This is a genomic window from Fictibacillus iocasae, from assembly GCF_042665465.1.
Lineage (GTDB): Bacteria > Bacillota > Bacilli > Bacillales > Fictibacillaceae > Fictibacillus > Fictibacillus iocasae.
Window position 1 is genome coordinate 1 of the sequence record NZ_JBHTCP010000043.1, and the last position, 13,291, is coordinate 13,291.

Here is a 13,291-nt window from a genome sequence, read left to right on the forward strand (position 1 = left end):
ATATGATGCTCTGCGTAAGACTTAACAGGAACCGCCGTATACGGAACCGTACGTACGGTGGTACGAGAGGATGTGGAGGCTAGGCGCCTCCCCCTATCTCAATTATTAAACAAAAAGTTTCATGATGACGCCGATCGCAAAAATCAGTGAAAAGAACGCAAAGGACCAGATAAAACCTACTCCGGAGTCAATTAAATCGTTGCGTTTGCTTTGAACATCTTTTTCAAAACGATTCATTCGGCAACCCTCCTAATCCATTAATAGTATAAGACAAATACTTGCAAAAATCCATACTGAAAATGCTTTCTTTTTCCTTTGCGCTCCCGCAACTGCAAAGTCGATGGTGCTCGTTAACGGCTCTGGCTGATTAGTTGATGTTCATTTACAGAGGATGTTGAAAACATTGTCACCGTTATTCAGCAGTAGGAATAAGATAGGATAATTAATGCCGACTCGCTGACTGCCTTTAAAACCCGGGGTATTGGCGGCTGGCGTTCATTATAAATGAGAGAAGAGCACGATGTGCTGTTCTCTTTTTTTATATAACGAAAGCCCAAGTTTTCTCGCTTAACATATTGCATTATCACGGCAAAGAACATACGATTGAAAGTGGATGTGAAAGAGGTGTAAGTATGCTATCGGTCGATGACTTAAAAAAACATATAAAAAATGGCAATCTTTCTCCACTGTACCTTATATCAGGGACAGAAGATCATATTATCAATGAAGCGCTTTCTGCTTTCTCTGCAAGCTTGGGAGAAGGAGAAAAAGACTTTAATTACAGCGTGTATGATTATTACGATACGCCCATACAAACAGTAGTAGAGGACGCAGAAACCATGCCGTTCATCGGTGAGCGGCGCATTGTTATACTGAAAAACGCAATATTCTTAACTGGTGCCAAGGATAAAAGCAAAGTGGAGCACCACTTCCCCGCATTTGAAGCTTACATAAATGAGCCAGTAGAGTATACCGTGTTCGTGATTGTTGCTCCATATGAAAAGCTGGATGAACGGAAAAAAATCGTGAAGCTGCTCAAAAAGGAAGCTCAAGTGATGCCTGCCGCTCCTTTAAGCGTCGATGAAGCCAGAAAGTGGATGAGGCAAAAGGCAGCGTCTCTGTCGATTACGATAGAGAATGATGCAACAGAGCTGCTGCTCGTCAGACTTGGAGCAAATCTGGCTTCCCTGCGGTCTGAAATAGAAAAAATGGCGCTATATGCCGGTGAACATGGTACTGTTACGAAAGAAACTGTAGAACAACTCGTTCCTAAAACACTTGATGATGATATCTTCGGGCTCGTGGATGACATCGTAAAGGGTCAGAATGAAGAAGCGCTTAGAACGATGTATGACCTGCTCAAGCAAAATTACGAGCCTATTCAAATCCTGGCACTTGTGGCCAGGCAGTTTCGCATCATTTTCGGTGTAAAGGAACTCTCAAAAAAAGGATATGGCGAAAAGCAGATGGCTTCAGCGCTGAAAATCCATCCATATGCTGCTAAACTCGCTTTGCGGCAGGCTGGTAAGTTCAATGAGAAATCATTGCGCATGCTGCTTGACCGTCTTGCAGAATGTGATTATGAAATGAAGACTGGAAAGATGGATAAAGTGCTGATTCTGGAATTGCTTATTGTACAGATAGCAAGAATGCGTTAAAAATGCATGGTTGAAACATCTGAAATGACAGACAGAAGCCCCATTCCGTTTACACGAAATGGGGCTCTGTCTGTCATTTCAACAAATAAACTGGTTTTATCTTAAATAAGCACGCGGCGCGGGCGGGTTCTATACAATTGCGGCTGCCAACCGGCGTAACGCGGCTGCGTTCTATGCAACTGCGGTCGCCAACCGACTAATCTCGGGCGCAAAACCGTGAACTGCGGGCGGAATTCCGTTAATTGGAAAACCTGCTTCAACAAACCATAAAAAAGATAAAAAGAAAAAACGACCCATTTACATGGAGCCGTTTCGTGCTGATCCAATAATTTACGCGTTGATTCCGTTAAGAGTCTTTGCAAGACGAGACTTTTGACGTGATGCTGCATTCTTATGGATAAGTCCTTTAGTAGCTGCTTTGTCAAGTTTCTTAGAAGCGACAGCAAATGCTGCTGTTGCTGCTTCAGCATCCTTGTTTGCTGCCAAAGTTTCGAAGTTCTTTACTGCAGTACGCATAGCAGATTTTAGTGAAGCGTTGTGTGCACGACGCTTTTCGTTTGTTTTCACGCGCTTAATCGCTGATTTAATGTTAGCCAATCCGTTCACCTCCCTATGTAATATCGCAACCGTTCGTTGCAAAAAATAGGACACAAGGTATTTTATCAAAGTAAATTATATATTGCAATACAAGAATGAAAAGCTGTACAAAAGGAAAAAATAATATGCAGAAAGAGGGTGGTTTTTTATGGAAAAAGAAATCGACTTGAGCCGTTTTTCTGTTAGGACGGATTTGGCTGTGGAAGCAGCAGATATGCTGCTGAAAGAACAAGAGACGGTTAATAAAAGCAGCATTGAAGGTGTTGTGATCAAAGAAAAAGATGACGATGGCATTAAACTTGTACGTGTGGAGATAGATGAAAAAGGCGCAGAAGCAACCGGGAAAAAAGCGGGTGTGTATGTAACATTTGAAGTGCAGGGGATACGAGAGAAGGATTCCAAACTGCAAGAAAGAGTGCAGGAAGTGTTTGCCCGCGATTTCCACCGATTCCTAAATGAACAAGGAATTAAAGCGACGGATACGTGCCTTGTTGTTGGACTTGGCAACTGGAACGTCACACCCGATTCCCTAGGTCCGCTTGTGCTAGAGAACCTTCTTATCACGAAGCATTTGTTCGAGCTTGCCCCAGAAAATGTTCAAGAGGGGTTCCGCCCGGTCTGCGCCATCTCGCCAGGGGTCATGGGAATTACCGGGATTGAGACGAGCGATATTATCGATGGAATCGTCAAGCGGGTGAAACCGGACTTTATTATCGCGATCGACGCGCTCGCTTCCCGTTCATTAGAACGAGTGAACACGACGATTCAAGTGTCAGATACCGGAATCCACCCGGGGTCAGGAGTAGGGAACAAGCGGAAAGAATTAAGCAAAGAGACGCTTGGCATTCCTGTCATTTCAATAGGCATACCTACCGTCGTGGATGCAGCAACGATCACGAGTGACACAATTGATTACATTTTAAAACATTTTGGCCGTGAGATGAGTGAAGGTGACAAACCTTCCAAAGCACTCACTCCTGCGGGCATGAGCTTTGGAACCTTGAAGAAACTGACAGAAGAGGACTTGCCGAATGACGAGCACCGCAAAAATTTCTTAGGCATTATCGGCACGCTTGAGGAGGATGAGAAGCTGCGATTGATTCGCGAAGTGCTGTCACCGATCGGGCATAACTTAATGGTAACACCGAAGGAAGTGGATGTATTTATAGAAGATATGGCCAACGTGCTTGCCAACGGTTTGAACGAGGCCTTGCATAAACAAGTTGACCAGAACAATACATCTTCTTATACACATTAGGAATAAAGAGACTGGGACAAGCATAAGTCTCTATAAAACAGCCTTTGCAGGAGGCGTATGGTAATGAAAAAATTCATGGCGAAAAGTTTGCTGCTTGGCGTGCTTCTTTTTCTCGGCATCCTCTTTGGCATGCAGAAGGCCCATAATGAGATGAGTGAAATGAAGGGTGAGCAGCCAACATCCATCGAAGCACCGCTGTTTGAAAAGAAAAACAACGTAGAAGCCGCCTCTCCCGCCACTGCAGGAACATTTGAAACCGACAAACAACAGCTGCAAAAAGAAAAGTCTTTCAATTTCTTCTCCTATCTCGGACAAAAAGCAACAGCCTTAATCACCTCCATTTTCCAGACGGTCATCACAGTTGTCTCATTTGTGATTGGAGAAATAATTGAACTGCTGTCAATGTAGATGCATCCATCTGCACTTCAAGATTGAAATAGGAATAAATACTTCTTGGGGAAAACCGTAAAACAATCATTTTTAGCTGATAATTCTTCAGATATACAACTCAACTTTGAATGCTTCATTGGGAAAAGGAAAAGGTGGATTGAAGTGAAAGGTGCCGACTTCTCGAAAATAAACACCACATTTTCACCGTGCGATGTCTTGTTGCATAGCCTTCCTTATCCTGCAGGGTAAGTGGGCCAGGTGAGACCATTTAATGGCGCTTAGCTAGCGAAGGGGCTTACCGCCCACCTTGCGGAAAGTGTGCACCTGTAACGGAAATCAACCACTTATCTGAGCTCAAATAAAATCAGAGCCTTGCGAAAGGCTTTTTTCTATGGCACGAGCTAGAACTTACTGATTCTAATTGAATAACATTTTCTGTATTGATATAATGGAACTTAGTGACTTTTCCTAAATGTGCAGGAGTGAACTAAACAATGAATCGTGAAGAAAAATTAGAACGTCAATCGAGAATCCGTAACTTTTCCATCATCGCCCATATAGACCATGGGAAATCAACACTTGCGGATCGTATATTAGAAAAAACGAGCGCGCTGTCACAGCGTGAAATGAAAGAGCAGCTGCTTGATTCAATGGATCTAGAGCGTGAGCGCGGAATTACGATTAAATTAAATGCCGTGCAGCTGCAATACAAGGCAAGAGATGGAGAGACGTACATTTTCCATTTAATCGACACTCCGGGACACGTCGACTTTACATACGAAGTTTCCCGAAGCCTTGCTGCTTGTGAAGGAGCTCTTCTTATCGTCGACGCTGCTCAAGGTATTGAAGCGCAAACGTTGGCTAACGTTTATCTGGCGCTTGAGAACAACCTGGAGATTCTTCCTGTGATTAATAAAATCGACCTCCCGAGTGCAGAGCCTGAGCGTGTTCGCCAAGAAGTGGAAGATGTGATCGGGCTTGATGCCTCTGAAGCTGTCTTAGCTTCCGCAAAAGCTGGCATCGGGATCGAGGAAATCTTAGAGCAGGTCGTGGAGAAGGTTCCAGCACCAAAAGGTGATCCGGACAACCCGCTGCAAGCTTTGATCTTTGACTCCCTCTATGATCCGTACAGAGGTGTCGTGACGTATATCCGAATCGCAGAAGGTTCCGTTAAAGTCGGAGATAAGATTCGCATGATGGCAACGGGAGCGGAGTTTGAAGTGCTTGAACTAGGAGTGTTCACTCCTAAAGCCGTCAAAAAGGATTTCTTGACGGTCGGAGATGTTGGTTTCCTTGCCGCTTCAATCAAGAACGTGGGAGATACGCAAGTCGGGGATACAATCACAAGCGCAGTAAAGCCTGCTGCAGAACCGCTGCCAGGGTACCGTAAGATGAACCCGATGGTATATTGCGGCCTTTATCCAGTTGATACTGCGAAGTACAATGACCTGCGTGAGGCTCTTGAACGTCTCGTGCTGAACGATTCAGCACTCCAGTACGAGCCGGAAACCTCTCAAGCGCTAGGATTCGGGTTCCGCTGCGGTTTCCTTGGATTGCTTCATATGGAAATCATTCAAGAGCGTATCGAGCGTGAGTTTAACATTGATCTGATCGCAACAGCACCGAGCGTTATATATAACGTTACGTTGACGAACGGTGAGAACGTGATTGTCGACAACCCGGCCAACATGCCGGATGCACAGTCGATCAGCAATGTCGAAGAGCCATATGTTAAAGCATCGATCATGACACCGAACGACTATGTTGGGGTGATCATGGAAATCTGCCAAAAGAAGCGCGGTGTCTTCCAGACGATGGACTATATGGAGAACAATCGTGTTAACGTACAATACGAAATTCCCCTCTCTGAGATCGTTTATGATTTCTTTGATCAGCTGAAATCAAGCACAAAAGGGTATGCCTCATTAGATTATGAACTGATCGGCTACAAGCCTTCCAAGCTTGTGAAGATGGAAATTCTCCTTAACAATGAGAAGATCGATGCTCTATCTGTCATCGTTCATAAAGATTTTGCGTATGAAAGAGGAAAAGTAGTCGTTGAAAAGCTGAAGGAGCTCATTCCGCGTCAGCAGTTCGAAGTGCCGATTCAGGCTGCCATCGGACAGAAAATCATTGCCCGTTCCAACATTAAAGCACTTCGCAAAAACGTTTTGGCGAAATGCTACGGCGGGGATATCTCTCGTAAACGCAAATTGCTTGAAAAGCAAAAAGAAGGTAAAAAACGCATGAAAACGATCGGGCGGGTGGAAGTGCCGCAGGAAGCCTTTATGGCCGTTTTGCGTATGGATGATAATTAAACGTTTATTGTCAAAGACCGCTCGAGGACCATCTAGCGGTCTTTGCATTGTCTTTCAATGACTGGAGGTGGCTTACATGCCTAAAGCAGCATATTTTCATATTCCATTTTGTGTAAACATCTGCCATTATTGCGATTTTAATAAAGTGTTCTTAAAAGGGCAGCCGGTTGACGAGTATTTAACTGCGATGGAAAGGGAAATGTTTAACACGATCGAACGCTTTCCGTACGAATCAATGGACACGCTTTTTATTGGCGGCGGCACACCGACAGCTTTAAGTGCCGAGCAGCTGGATGTTTTCCTGTCTTCTGTCAGCCGTCATTTTCCTGTGTCACAAGCAAAAGAATACACCGTTGAAGCTAATCCTGAACAGACAACAGCAGAAAAGCTGGAGGTTTTAAAAAAACATGGCGTGAACCGGTTAAGCATCGGGGCTCAGGCCTTCCAGCCGTCACTCTTGAAAGAACTTGGCAGAACACATAACGCCAGCCATGTGAAGAAGACAGTGGAAGAGGCTAAAGCAGCAGGAATCACTAACCTTTCAATAGATTTGATGTTCGGTCTGCCTGGACAGACAATGGAAATGTTTAAAGAGAGCGTAGAGGCCGCAATGGAGCTCGATGTCCCTCATATCTCTTCTTATTCATTGCAGGTAGAACCCAAAACGGTCTTCTACATCCGGTCTCAAAAAGGGCAATTAAACCTTCCTGCGCAAGAATTGGAAGCGGAAATGTTCGAGTATTTAATTTCTGAGCTGAAAAAGCACGGCATCGCGCAGTATGAAATCAGCAATTTTGCGAAGCCGGGTTATGAAAGCCTTCATAATCTCCAATACTGGGAGAATAATGAATATTACGGAATTGGTGCTGGTTCGCATAGTTATGTGAATGGCGTGAGGCGAGTGAATGCAGGGCCGCTGAAGAAATATATGAATCTCATTGAAAACACGGACTTCCCATACACCGAAGAAAATCATCTTTCAATGCATGAAAAAATGGAAGAAGAAATGTTTATGGGTCTGCGCAAACGAGTAGGCGTTTCATGTGCCGTGTTTAAAAAACGCTACGGTGTATCATTAATGGATGTTTTCGGTGAGCAGATCAGCAAACTGAAACAAAATGGCCTGCTTGAACAAGAGGGTGATATGATCAAGCTCACTTCACGCGGAGTCCTTCTAGGGAATGAAGTCTTCAGCGAATTTATTGGCGTGTTATAAATGATTGACAATCGCACATCGTTTTTGGTAATTTATATTTAGAATTTAGCACTCGCTTTCTAGGAGTGCTAATAAAGTGGGAGAGGTGAGGGAAATGCTGACAGACCGTCAATTGTTTATTCTCCAAGTATTGATTGATGATTATATTCTGCACGTCGAACCGGTCGGCTCCCGAACCATCTCCAAAAGGGACGATGTTTCATTCAGTCCCGCTACTATACGAAATGAGCTGGCAGACCTTGAAGAACTAGGCTTTATTGAAAAGACGCATACCTCTTCGGGGCGTATTCCATCTGAAAAGGGATACCGTTTCTATGTGGATCATTTGCTTCCGAAAAGTCCAATGCGTCGCGAAGACTTAGAACGCCTGCAAAGTATGTTTACAGACAAAGTGGAAGAAACGGAAAAGCTGTTTGATGAGTCGGCAAGAATTTTGTCCGAGCTCACTAATTATACGGCTGTCATCCTTGGCCCTCAGGCTTACGATATGACACTGAGGCACCTGCAAATTGTACCCATTACAGGAAACATGGCGGTGGCTATATTCATTACGAATACGGGTCATGTGGAAAATAGGCATATTATGCTTCCTGACGCGGTCGAGCCAGGTGATTTGGAGAAACTCGTCAACATCTTGAACGAACGATTAGCCGGAGTTCCGCTTGTCGAGCTGGACCAGCGTCTGAAAAGCGAAATTTCGAGCGTGCTGCGTTCTCATGTGAACAGCTATGAAAAAATGCAGGATGCCCTCTCGAAGATGCTGCAATGGTCAAAGAAGGATAAGCTTTTCTTTGGAGGGAAGACAAATATTCTTTCTCAGCCTGAATTCAAGGATATCGAAAAGGTTCGCGCCGTACTTGAGATGCTTGAAACGAAAGATTTGATCCGCCATCTTGTATCTGAACAGAGTGATGGCATTACGGTGAAAATCGGACGGGAAAATGAGCTGGAAGCAGCGCAAAACTGCAGTATTATTAACGCATCTTACTCGGTGCATGGCAAGCATCTCGGCTCCATCTCACTGATAGGGCCGACTCGCATGGATTACAAGCGTGTCATTACGATGCTTGATATGCTTTCGAGCGAAATATCTGCCCGGCTGACAAACCGATTCAGCCAGTGGTAGTGCTTATCTTTTTTAGGAGGTGACATACGCATGAATCAAGAAGAACAATTTAACCGTGAAGTTGAGGAAGAAAATGGACAGATTCCTTCTTCAGAAGAAGCAGAGAATCATGGACAGGATAGTGAAGAAGCTTCGGCTGAAACAGAGCTGACGGCCGAGCAACAGCGTATTTCTGAACTTGAAAAACTGCTTGAAGAAAGCAACCAGCGGCTGATGCGCGTTCAAGCGGATTACGATAACTTCCGCCGCAGAACAAGAGAAGAACAAGCAGCCAGCTTAAAATATAAATCGATGAGTTTGATTGAACAGCTTCTTCCTGCGATGGATAACTTTGAGCGTGCGCTCCAGTTTGAAAGTGACAATGAGCAGACGTCTAATCTTTTGGCAGGAATGAATATGGTGTACCGCCAGATTCAAGAAGCGTGCAAGAATGAGGGGCTTGAGCAGATTGAAACAATCGGACAACTCTTTGATCCTCACCTTCACCAAGCAGTAATGCAAGTGGAAGACGAGTCGTTTGAAAAGAACACGGTTGTCGAAGAACTGCAAAAAGGGTACCGCTTGAAAGACCGTGTTGTAAGACCGGCAATGGTTAAAGTCAACGCATAACATTGCGTGGCTACATATTGAATTGGAGGGAACTATCAAATGAGCAAAATTATCGGTATTGACCTTGGAACAACGAACTCCTGTATCGCAGTTATGGAAGGCGGAGAGGCCGTCGTCATCCCTAACCCTGAAGGAAACCGCACAACGCCTTCTGTTGTCGCGTTTAAAGACGGAGAGCGTTCTGTAGGGGAAGTAGCTAAGCGCCAGGCGGTTACAAACCCTAACACAATCATCTCTGTTAAACGCCATATGGGTACAGACTACAAAGTAGAAGCTGAAGGAAAAGAATACACGCCGCAGGAAATCTCTGCGATCATCCTTCAAAAATTAAAATCCTACGCTGAAGACTATCTCGGTGAAAAAGTGGAACGTGCCGTTATCACAGTTCCTGCATACTTTAACGATGCACAGCGCCAGGCGACAAAAGATGCTGGTCAAATTGCAGGCCTTACAGTTGAGCGTATCGTCAACGAGCCGACTGCAGCTGCGCTTGCATACGGACTAGAGAAAGATGAAGACCAGACGATCCTTGTATTTGACCTTGGCGGGGGAACGTTTGACGTATCGATTCTTGAGCTTGGAGACGGGTTCTTCGAAGTTAAAGCGACACATGGCGATAACAAGTTGGGCGGAGACGACTTTGACCAAGTCATCATCGACTATCTTGTTGCAGAATTCAAAAAAGAGAACGGCATCGACTTGGCTAAAGATAAAATGGCACTTCAGCGCCTAAAAGATGCAGCTGAAAAAGCAAAGAAGGATCTTTCAGGTGTAGCGACTACACAGATCTCCCTTCCATTCATCACAGCAGACGCGTCAGGTCCGAAGCACTTGGAGCTTTCCCTTTCACGCGCCAAGTTTGAAGACCTTTCAGCTGAGCTTGTCGAGCGCACGATGGGGCCGACACGCCAAGCATTGAACGATGCAGGCATGACACCTTCTGATATCGATAAGGTCATCCTTGTCGGTGGATCAACACGTATCCCTGCTGTACAAGAAGCGATCAAAAAGTTCACAGGAAAAGACCCTCACAAAGGTGTTAACCCTGATGAAGTTGTCGCGCTTGGAGCTGCTATTCAAGGTGGCGTTCTTGCTGGTGATGTGAAAGACGTCGTTCTTCTTGACGTAACGCCATTATCGCTTGGAATCGAAACTATGGGAGGCGTGTTCACACGTCTGATCGACCGCAACACGACAATTCCGACTTCCAAGTCACAAGTGTTCTCAACAGCAGCAGATAACCAAACGTCTGTTGACATCCATGTCTTGCAGGGTGAGCGCGAAATGGCAGCTCACAACAAGACACTCGGACGTTTCCAGCTTTCGGATATCCCGCCGGCACCGCGCGGCATCCCGCAAATCGAAGTTAGCTTTGACATCGATGCGAACGGTATCGTAAACGTTCGTGCGAAGGATATGGGTACGAACAAAGAACAATCCATCACGATCAAGTCTTCTTCAGGACTTTCTGACGATGAGATCGAACGCATGGTAAAAGATGCAGAAGAGAATGCTGAAGCTGACAAGAAGAAGCGTGAAGAAGTAGAAACACGCAACGAAGCAGACCAGTTGATCTTCTCAACGGAAAAAACACTGAAAGACCTTGAAGGAAAAGTGGACGAAGCGGAAGTGGCAAAAGCTAACGAAGCGAAAGAAGCACTCAAGAAAGAGCTGGAAGGCGGCGATATCGAAGCCATCAAAACAGCAAAAGATTCGCTAAGCGAAATTGTCCAGCAGCTTTCTGTCAAACTTTACGAAGAAGCGGCGAAGCAAGCGCAAGCTTCTCAAGGTGAAGAAGGACAAGGGAAAAAAGACGAAAACGTAGTCGATGCTGAGTTTGAAGAAGTAGACGACAGCGAGAAGAAGTAATAAAAAGTGATGAAAAGTCAAAGTCAGGCATATCTTGGCTTTGGCTTTTTTTACGGAGTGAAGAGTGAAGACTGTGAAAGCCCTTGAGTCTCATGGTTGATGATGGTAAGATAACTTTTATGTGAAATGAGCGGGAGTTGATTTCTTTTGAGCAAACGAGATTACTATGAAGTTCTTGGTTTAGGTAAAGACGCGTCAGGTGACGATATTAAAAAAGCGTACCGTAAACTGGCCCGTCAATATCATCCGGACGTGAACAAAGAAGCAGATGCGGAAGAAAAGTTTAAAGAAGTAAAGGAAGCTTACGAGACGCTGAGCGAACCGCAAAAGAAAGCGCATTACGACCAATTCGGCCATACTGACCCGAACCAGGGATTTGGTGGAGGCGCCGGAGATTTCGGCGGTTTTGGCGATATTTTTGACATGTTCTTTGGTGGCGGGGGAGGCAGAAGCCGCAACCCAAACGCGCCTAGGCAAGGGAACGACCTTCAATATTCGATGCGCCTTTCGTTTGAAGAGGCTGTCTTCGGCAAAGACACGGAAATTCAGATTCCGAAAGAGGAAAATTGTGAAACGTGCCACGGATCGGGTGCCAAGCCAGGAACGAAACCGGACACGTGCTCACACTGCGGCGGCTCAGGCCAGTTGAACGTCGAACAGAACACACCGTTTGGCCGTATCGTAAACCGCAGAGTCTGCCAGTATTGTTCTGGAAAAGGAAAAATCATCAAGCAAAAATGCGGAACGTGCCATGGAGCAGGCAAGGTGCGCAAGACGAAAAAGATATCGGTAAAAGTGCCTGCAGGAGTGGATAACGGGCAGCAGATCCGCATGTCAGGACACGGTGAGCCAGGTGCAAACGGAGGCCCGGCAGGCGATCTATATGTAGTGTTCCAGATTGCTCCTCATGAATTTTTCGAGCGTGATGGTGACGATATCTATTGCGAGATGCCGATCACGTTCGCGCAGGCAGCCTTGGGTGATGAGATCGAAGTGCCGACATTGTACGGAAAAGTGAAGCTGAAGGTGCCAGCCGGAACGCAAAGCGGGACGAACTTCAGGCTTCGAGGCAAAGGTGTGAAAAATGTCCATGGCCGCGGCCAGGGAGATCAGCATATTCAGATTAAAGTGATTACCCCGACGAAGCTGACGGAAAAGCAGAAGCAGCTGCTTCGTGATTTTGCAGAAATTAGCGGAACAGTACCTGATGAACACAGCGATAGTTTCTTTGATAAAGTAAAGCGTGCGTTTAAAGTAGAATAGCCTTTAATGACAAGGATGGAGTTGACTTAAGATGAAATGGTCTGAAATCAGTATTCACACAACACAAGAAGCGGTGGAGCCAGTATCCAATATCCTGCATGAAGCAGGAGCGAGCGGAGTGGTGATCGAAGACGTCGCAGACTTAATGAAAGAAAGGAATTCTGTTTTCGGGGAGATCTATCATCTCAATCCAAATGATTATCCGGCTGAAGGTGTCATATTAAAGGCGTATTTGCCGGTAAATAGTTTTTTAGGCGAAACAGTTGAAGAAATTAAACAGGCCGTTAACAACTTGGTCACGTTTGATATTGACCTCGGTGCCAATATGGTTACGATTTCTGAAGTGAACGAAGAAGAATGGGCGACAGCTTGGAAGAAGTATTATAAACCAGTGAAAGTCTCTGAGAAAATTACTATCACACCAACTTGGGAAGAATATACGCCAGTTAGTTCCGATGAGCTCATTATCGAGCTTGATCCGGGCATGGCGTTTGGAACAGGAACGCATCCTACGACCGTCATGAGCCTTCAAGCGCTAGAGAAGTATTTGCAGGAAGGTGACAAGGTAGCGGATGTCGGTACGGGCTCTGGAGTATTAAGCATCGCCGCTGCCCTCTTGGGTGCGGGCTCTGTAGATGCGTTTGATCTGGATGAGGTTGCCGTTAACAGCGCACGCCTCAACATTAAGCTGAACAAAGTCCACGACACCGCTCATGCCAAGCAGAATGATCTGTTAAAAGGTGTTGAAGGGCCATACGATGCAGTTGTGGCTAACATTTTGGCAGAGATTATTCTCCGCTTTACAGACGATGCATCCAACGTGCTCAAGCCGGGCGGTTATTTTATCACATCCGGCATCATTCAAGGGAAAAAACAGGACGTGAAGAATGATCTTGCACGAGCTGGCTTTTCAATCGTAGAAGTCTTGGAAATGGAAGACTGGGTTGCGATTATCGCACAAAAAAACAAGTAAGAAAGTTGGGGCTA

At 45.4% G+C, this 13,291-nt stretch carries 12 protein-coding genes; 10 read left to right on the forward strand and 2 right to left on the reverse strand.

Annotation, left to right across the window (positions count from 1 at the left end; translation table 11 throughout):
• Window positions 1-105: 105 nt before the first annotated feature.
• Window positions 106-237, reverse strand: a complete 132-nt coding sequence (locus ACFQPF_RS12630) for a YqzM family protein (RefSeq protein ID WP_379750098.1) — start codon at window positions 235-237, stop codon at window positions 106-108.
• 395 nt (window positions 238-632) lie between these two features.
• Between ACFQPF_RS12630 and holA the strand changes: the two genes are divergently transcribed.
• The gene (gene holA / locus ACFQPF_RS12635; RefSeq protein ID WP_379750099.1) at window positions 633-1,658 is read left to right on the forward strand and encodes a DNA polymerase III subunit delta; all 1,026 of its coding nucleotides are present in this window, start codon (window positions 633-635) and stop codon (window positions 1,656-1,658) included.
• A gap of 330 nt (window positions 1,659-1,988) precedes the next feature.
• Here the strand turns inward: holA and rpsT are convergent, their stop codons facing one another.
• Window positions 1,989-2,255 carry a 30S ribosomal protein S20 gene (rpsT, locus tag ACFQPF_RS12640; protein WP_379750100.1) on the reverse strand — a complete coding sequence of 89 codons (267 nt, stop codon included), beginning with the start codon at window positions 2,253-2,255 and terminating at the stop codon, window positions 1,989-1,991.
• Window positions 2,256-2,403: 148 nt separating this feature from the next.
• On the opposite strand from rpsT, the gene gpr reads away from it, so the two are divergent.
• The 9 genes from gpr (at window position 2,404) to prmA (ending at window position 13,277) form a co-directional block, all read left to right on the forward strand.
• Complete coding sequence (gene gpr / locus ACFQPF_RS12645) at window positions 2,404-3,513, forward strand: GPR endopeptidase (protein ID WP_379750101.1); 1,110 nt, start codon at window positions 2,404-2,406, stop codon at window positions 3,511-3,513.
• A gap of 63 nt (window positions 3,514-3,576) precedes the next feature.
• Window positions 3,577-3,921, forward strand: a complete 345-nt coding sequence (locus ACFQPF_RS12650) for a DUF3679 domain-containing protein (RefSeq protein ID WP_379750102.1) — start codon at window positions 3,577-3,579, stop codon at window positions 3,919-3,921.
• Between the two features lie 476 nt (window positions 3,922-4,397).
• Window positions 4,398-6,221 carry a translation elongation factor 4 gene (gene lepA / locus ACFQPF_RS12655; RefSeq protein WP_379750103.1) on the forward strand — a complete coding sequence of 608 codons (1,824 nt, stop codon included), beginning with the start codon at window positions 4,398-4,400 and terminating at the stop codon, window positions 6,219-6,221.
• Between the two features lie 76 nt (window positions 6,222-6,297).
• Window positions 6,298-7,437, forward strand: coding sequence for a radical SAM family heme chaperone HemW (gene hemW, locus ACFQPF_RS12660; RefSeq protein ID WP_379750104.1), 1,140 nt, complete (start codon window positions 6,298-6,300; stop codon window positions 7,435-7,437).
• 94 nt (window positions 7,438-7,531) lie between these two features.
• Entirely contained in the window at window positions 7,532-8,563 is a 1,032-nt protein-coding gene (gene hrcA / locus ACFQPF_RS12665; protein WP_379750139.1) for a heat-inducible transcriptional repressor HrcA, read from the forward strand.
• Between the two features lie 30 nt (window positions 8,564-8,593).
• Entirely contained in the window at window positions 8,594-9,172 is a 579-nt protein-coding gene (gene grpE / locus ACFQPF_RS12670; RefSeq protein ID WP_379750105.1) for a nucleotide exchange factor GrpE, read from the forward strand.
• Between the two features lie 39 nt (window positions 9,173-9,211).
• The gene (gene dnaK, locus ACFQPF_RS12675) at window positions 9,212-11,041 is read left to right on the forward strand and encodes a molecular chaperone DnaK (protein ID WP_379750106.1); all 1,830 of its coding nucleotides are present in this window, start codon (window positions 9,212-9,214) and stop codon (window positions 11,039-11,041) included.
• 147 nt (window positions 11,042-11,188) lie between these two features.
• The gene (gene dnaJ / locus ACFQPF_RS12680; RefSeq protein ID WP_379750107.1) at window positions 11,189-12,304 is read left to right on the forward strand and encodes a molecular chaperone DnaJ; all 1,116 of its coding nucleotides are present in this window, start codon (window positions 11,189-11,191) and stop codon (window positions 12,302-12,304) included.
• A gap of 31 nt (window positions 12,305-12,335) precedes the next feature.
• On the forward strand, window positions 12,336-13,277 hold the full coding sequence (gene prmA / locus ACFQPF_RS12685) for a 50S ribosomal protein L11 methyltransferase (protein ID WP_379750108.1): 942 nt from the start codon (window positions 12,336-12,338) through the stop codon (window positions 13,275-13,277).
• Window positions 13,278-13,291 lie beyond the last annotated feature (14 nt).

Bases quoted from the DNA above. Each gene is read 5' to 3' on its own strand.
- prmA (WP_379750108.1), top strand. From the start codon at position 12,336: ATGAAATGGTCTGAAATCAGTATTCACACAACACAAGAAGCGGTGGAG.
- hrcA (WP_379750139.1), top strand. From the start codon at position 7,532: ATGCTGACAGACCGTCAATTGTTTATTCTCCAAGTATTGATTGATGAT.
- ACFQPF_RS12650 (WP_379750102.1), top strand. From the start codon at position 3,577: ATGAAAAAATTCATGGCGAAAAGTTTGCTGCTTGGCGTGCTTCTTTTT.
- lepA (WP_379750103.1), top strand. From the start codon at position 4,398: ATGAATCGTGAAGAAAAATTAGAACGTCAATCGAGAATCCGTAACTTT.
- grpE (WP_379750105.1), top strand. From the start codon at position 8,594: ATGAATCAAGAAGAACAATTTAACCGTGAAGTTGAGGAAGAAAATGGA.
- hemW (WP_379750104.1), top strand. From the start codon at position 6,298: ATGCCTAAAGCAGCATATTTTCATATTCCATTTTGTGTAAACATCTGC.
- gpr (WP_379750101.1), top strand. From the start codon at position 2,404: ATGGAAAAAGAAATCGACTTGAGCCGTTTTTCTGTTAGGACGGATTTG.
- dnaK (WP_379750106.1), top strand. From the start codon at position 9,212: ATGAGCAAAATTATCGGTATTGACCTTGGAACAACGAACTCCTGTATC.
- ACFQPF_RS12630 (WP_379750098.1), bottom strand. From the start codon at position 237: ATGAATCGTTTTGAAAAAGATGTTCAAAGCAAACGCAACGATTTAATT.
- holA (WP_379750099.1), top strand. From the start codon at position 633: ATGCTATCGGTCGATGACTTAAAAAAACATATAAAAAATGGCAATCTT.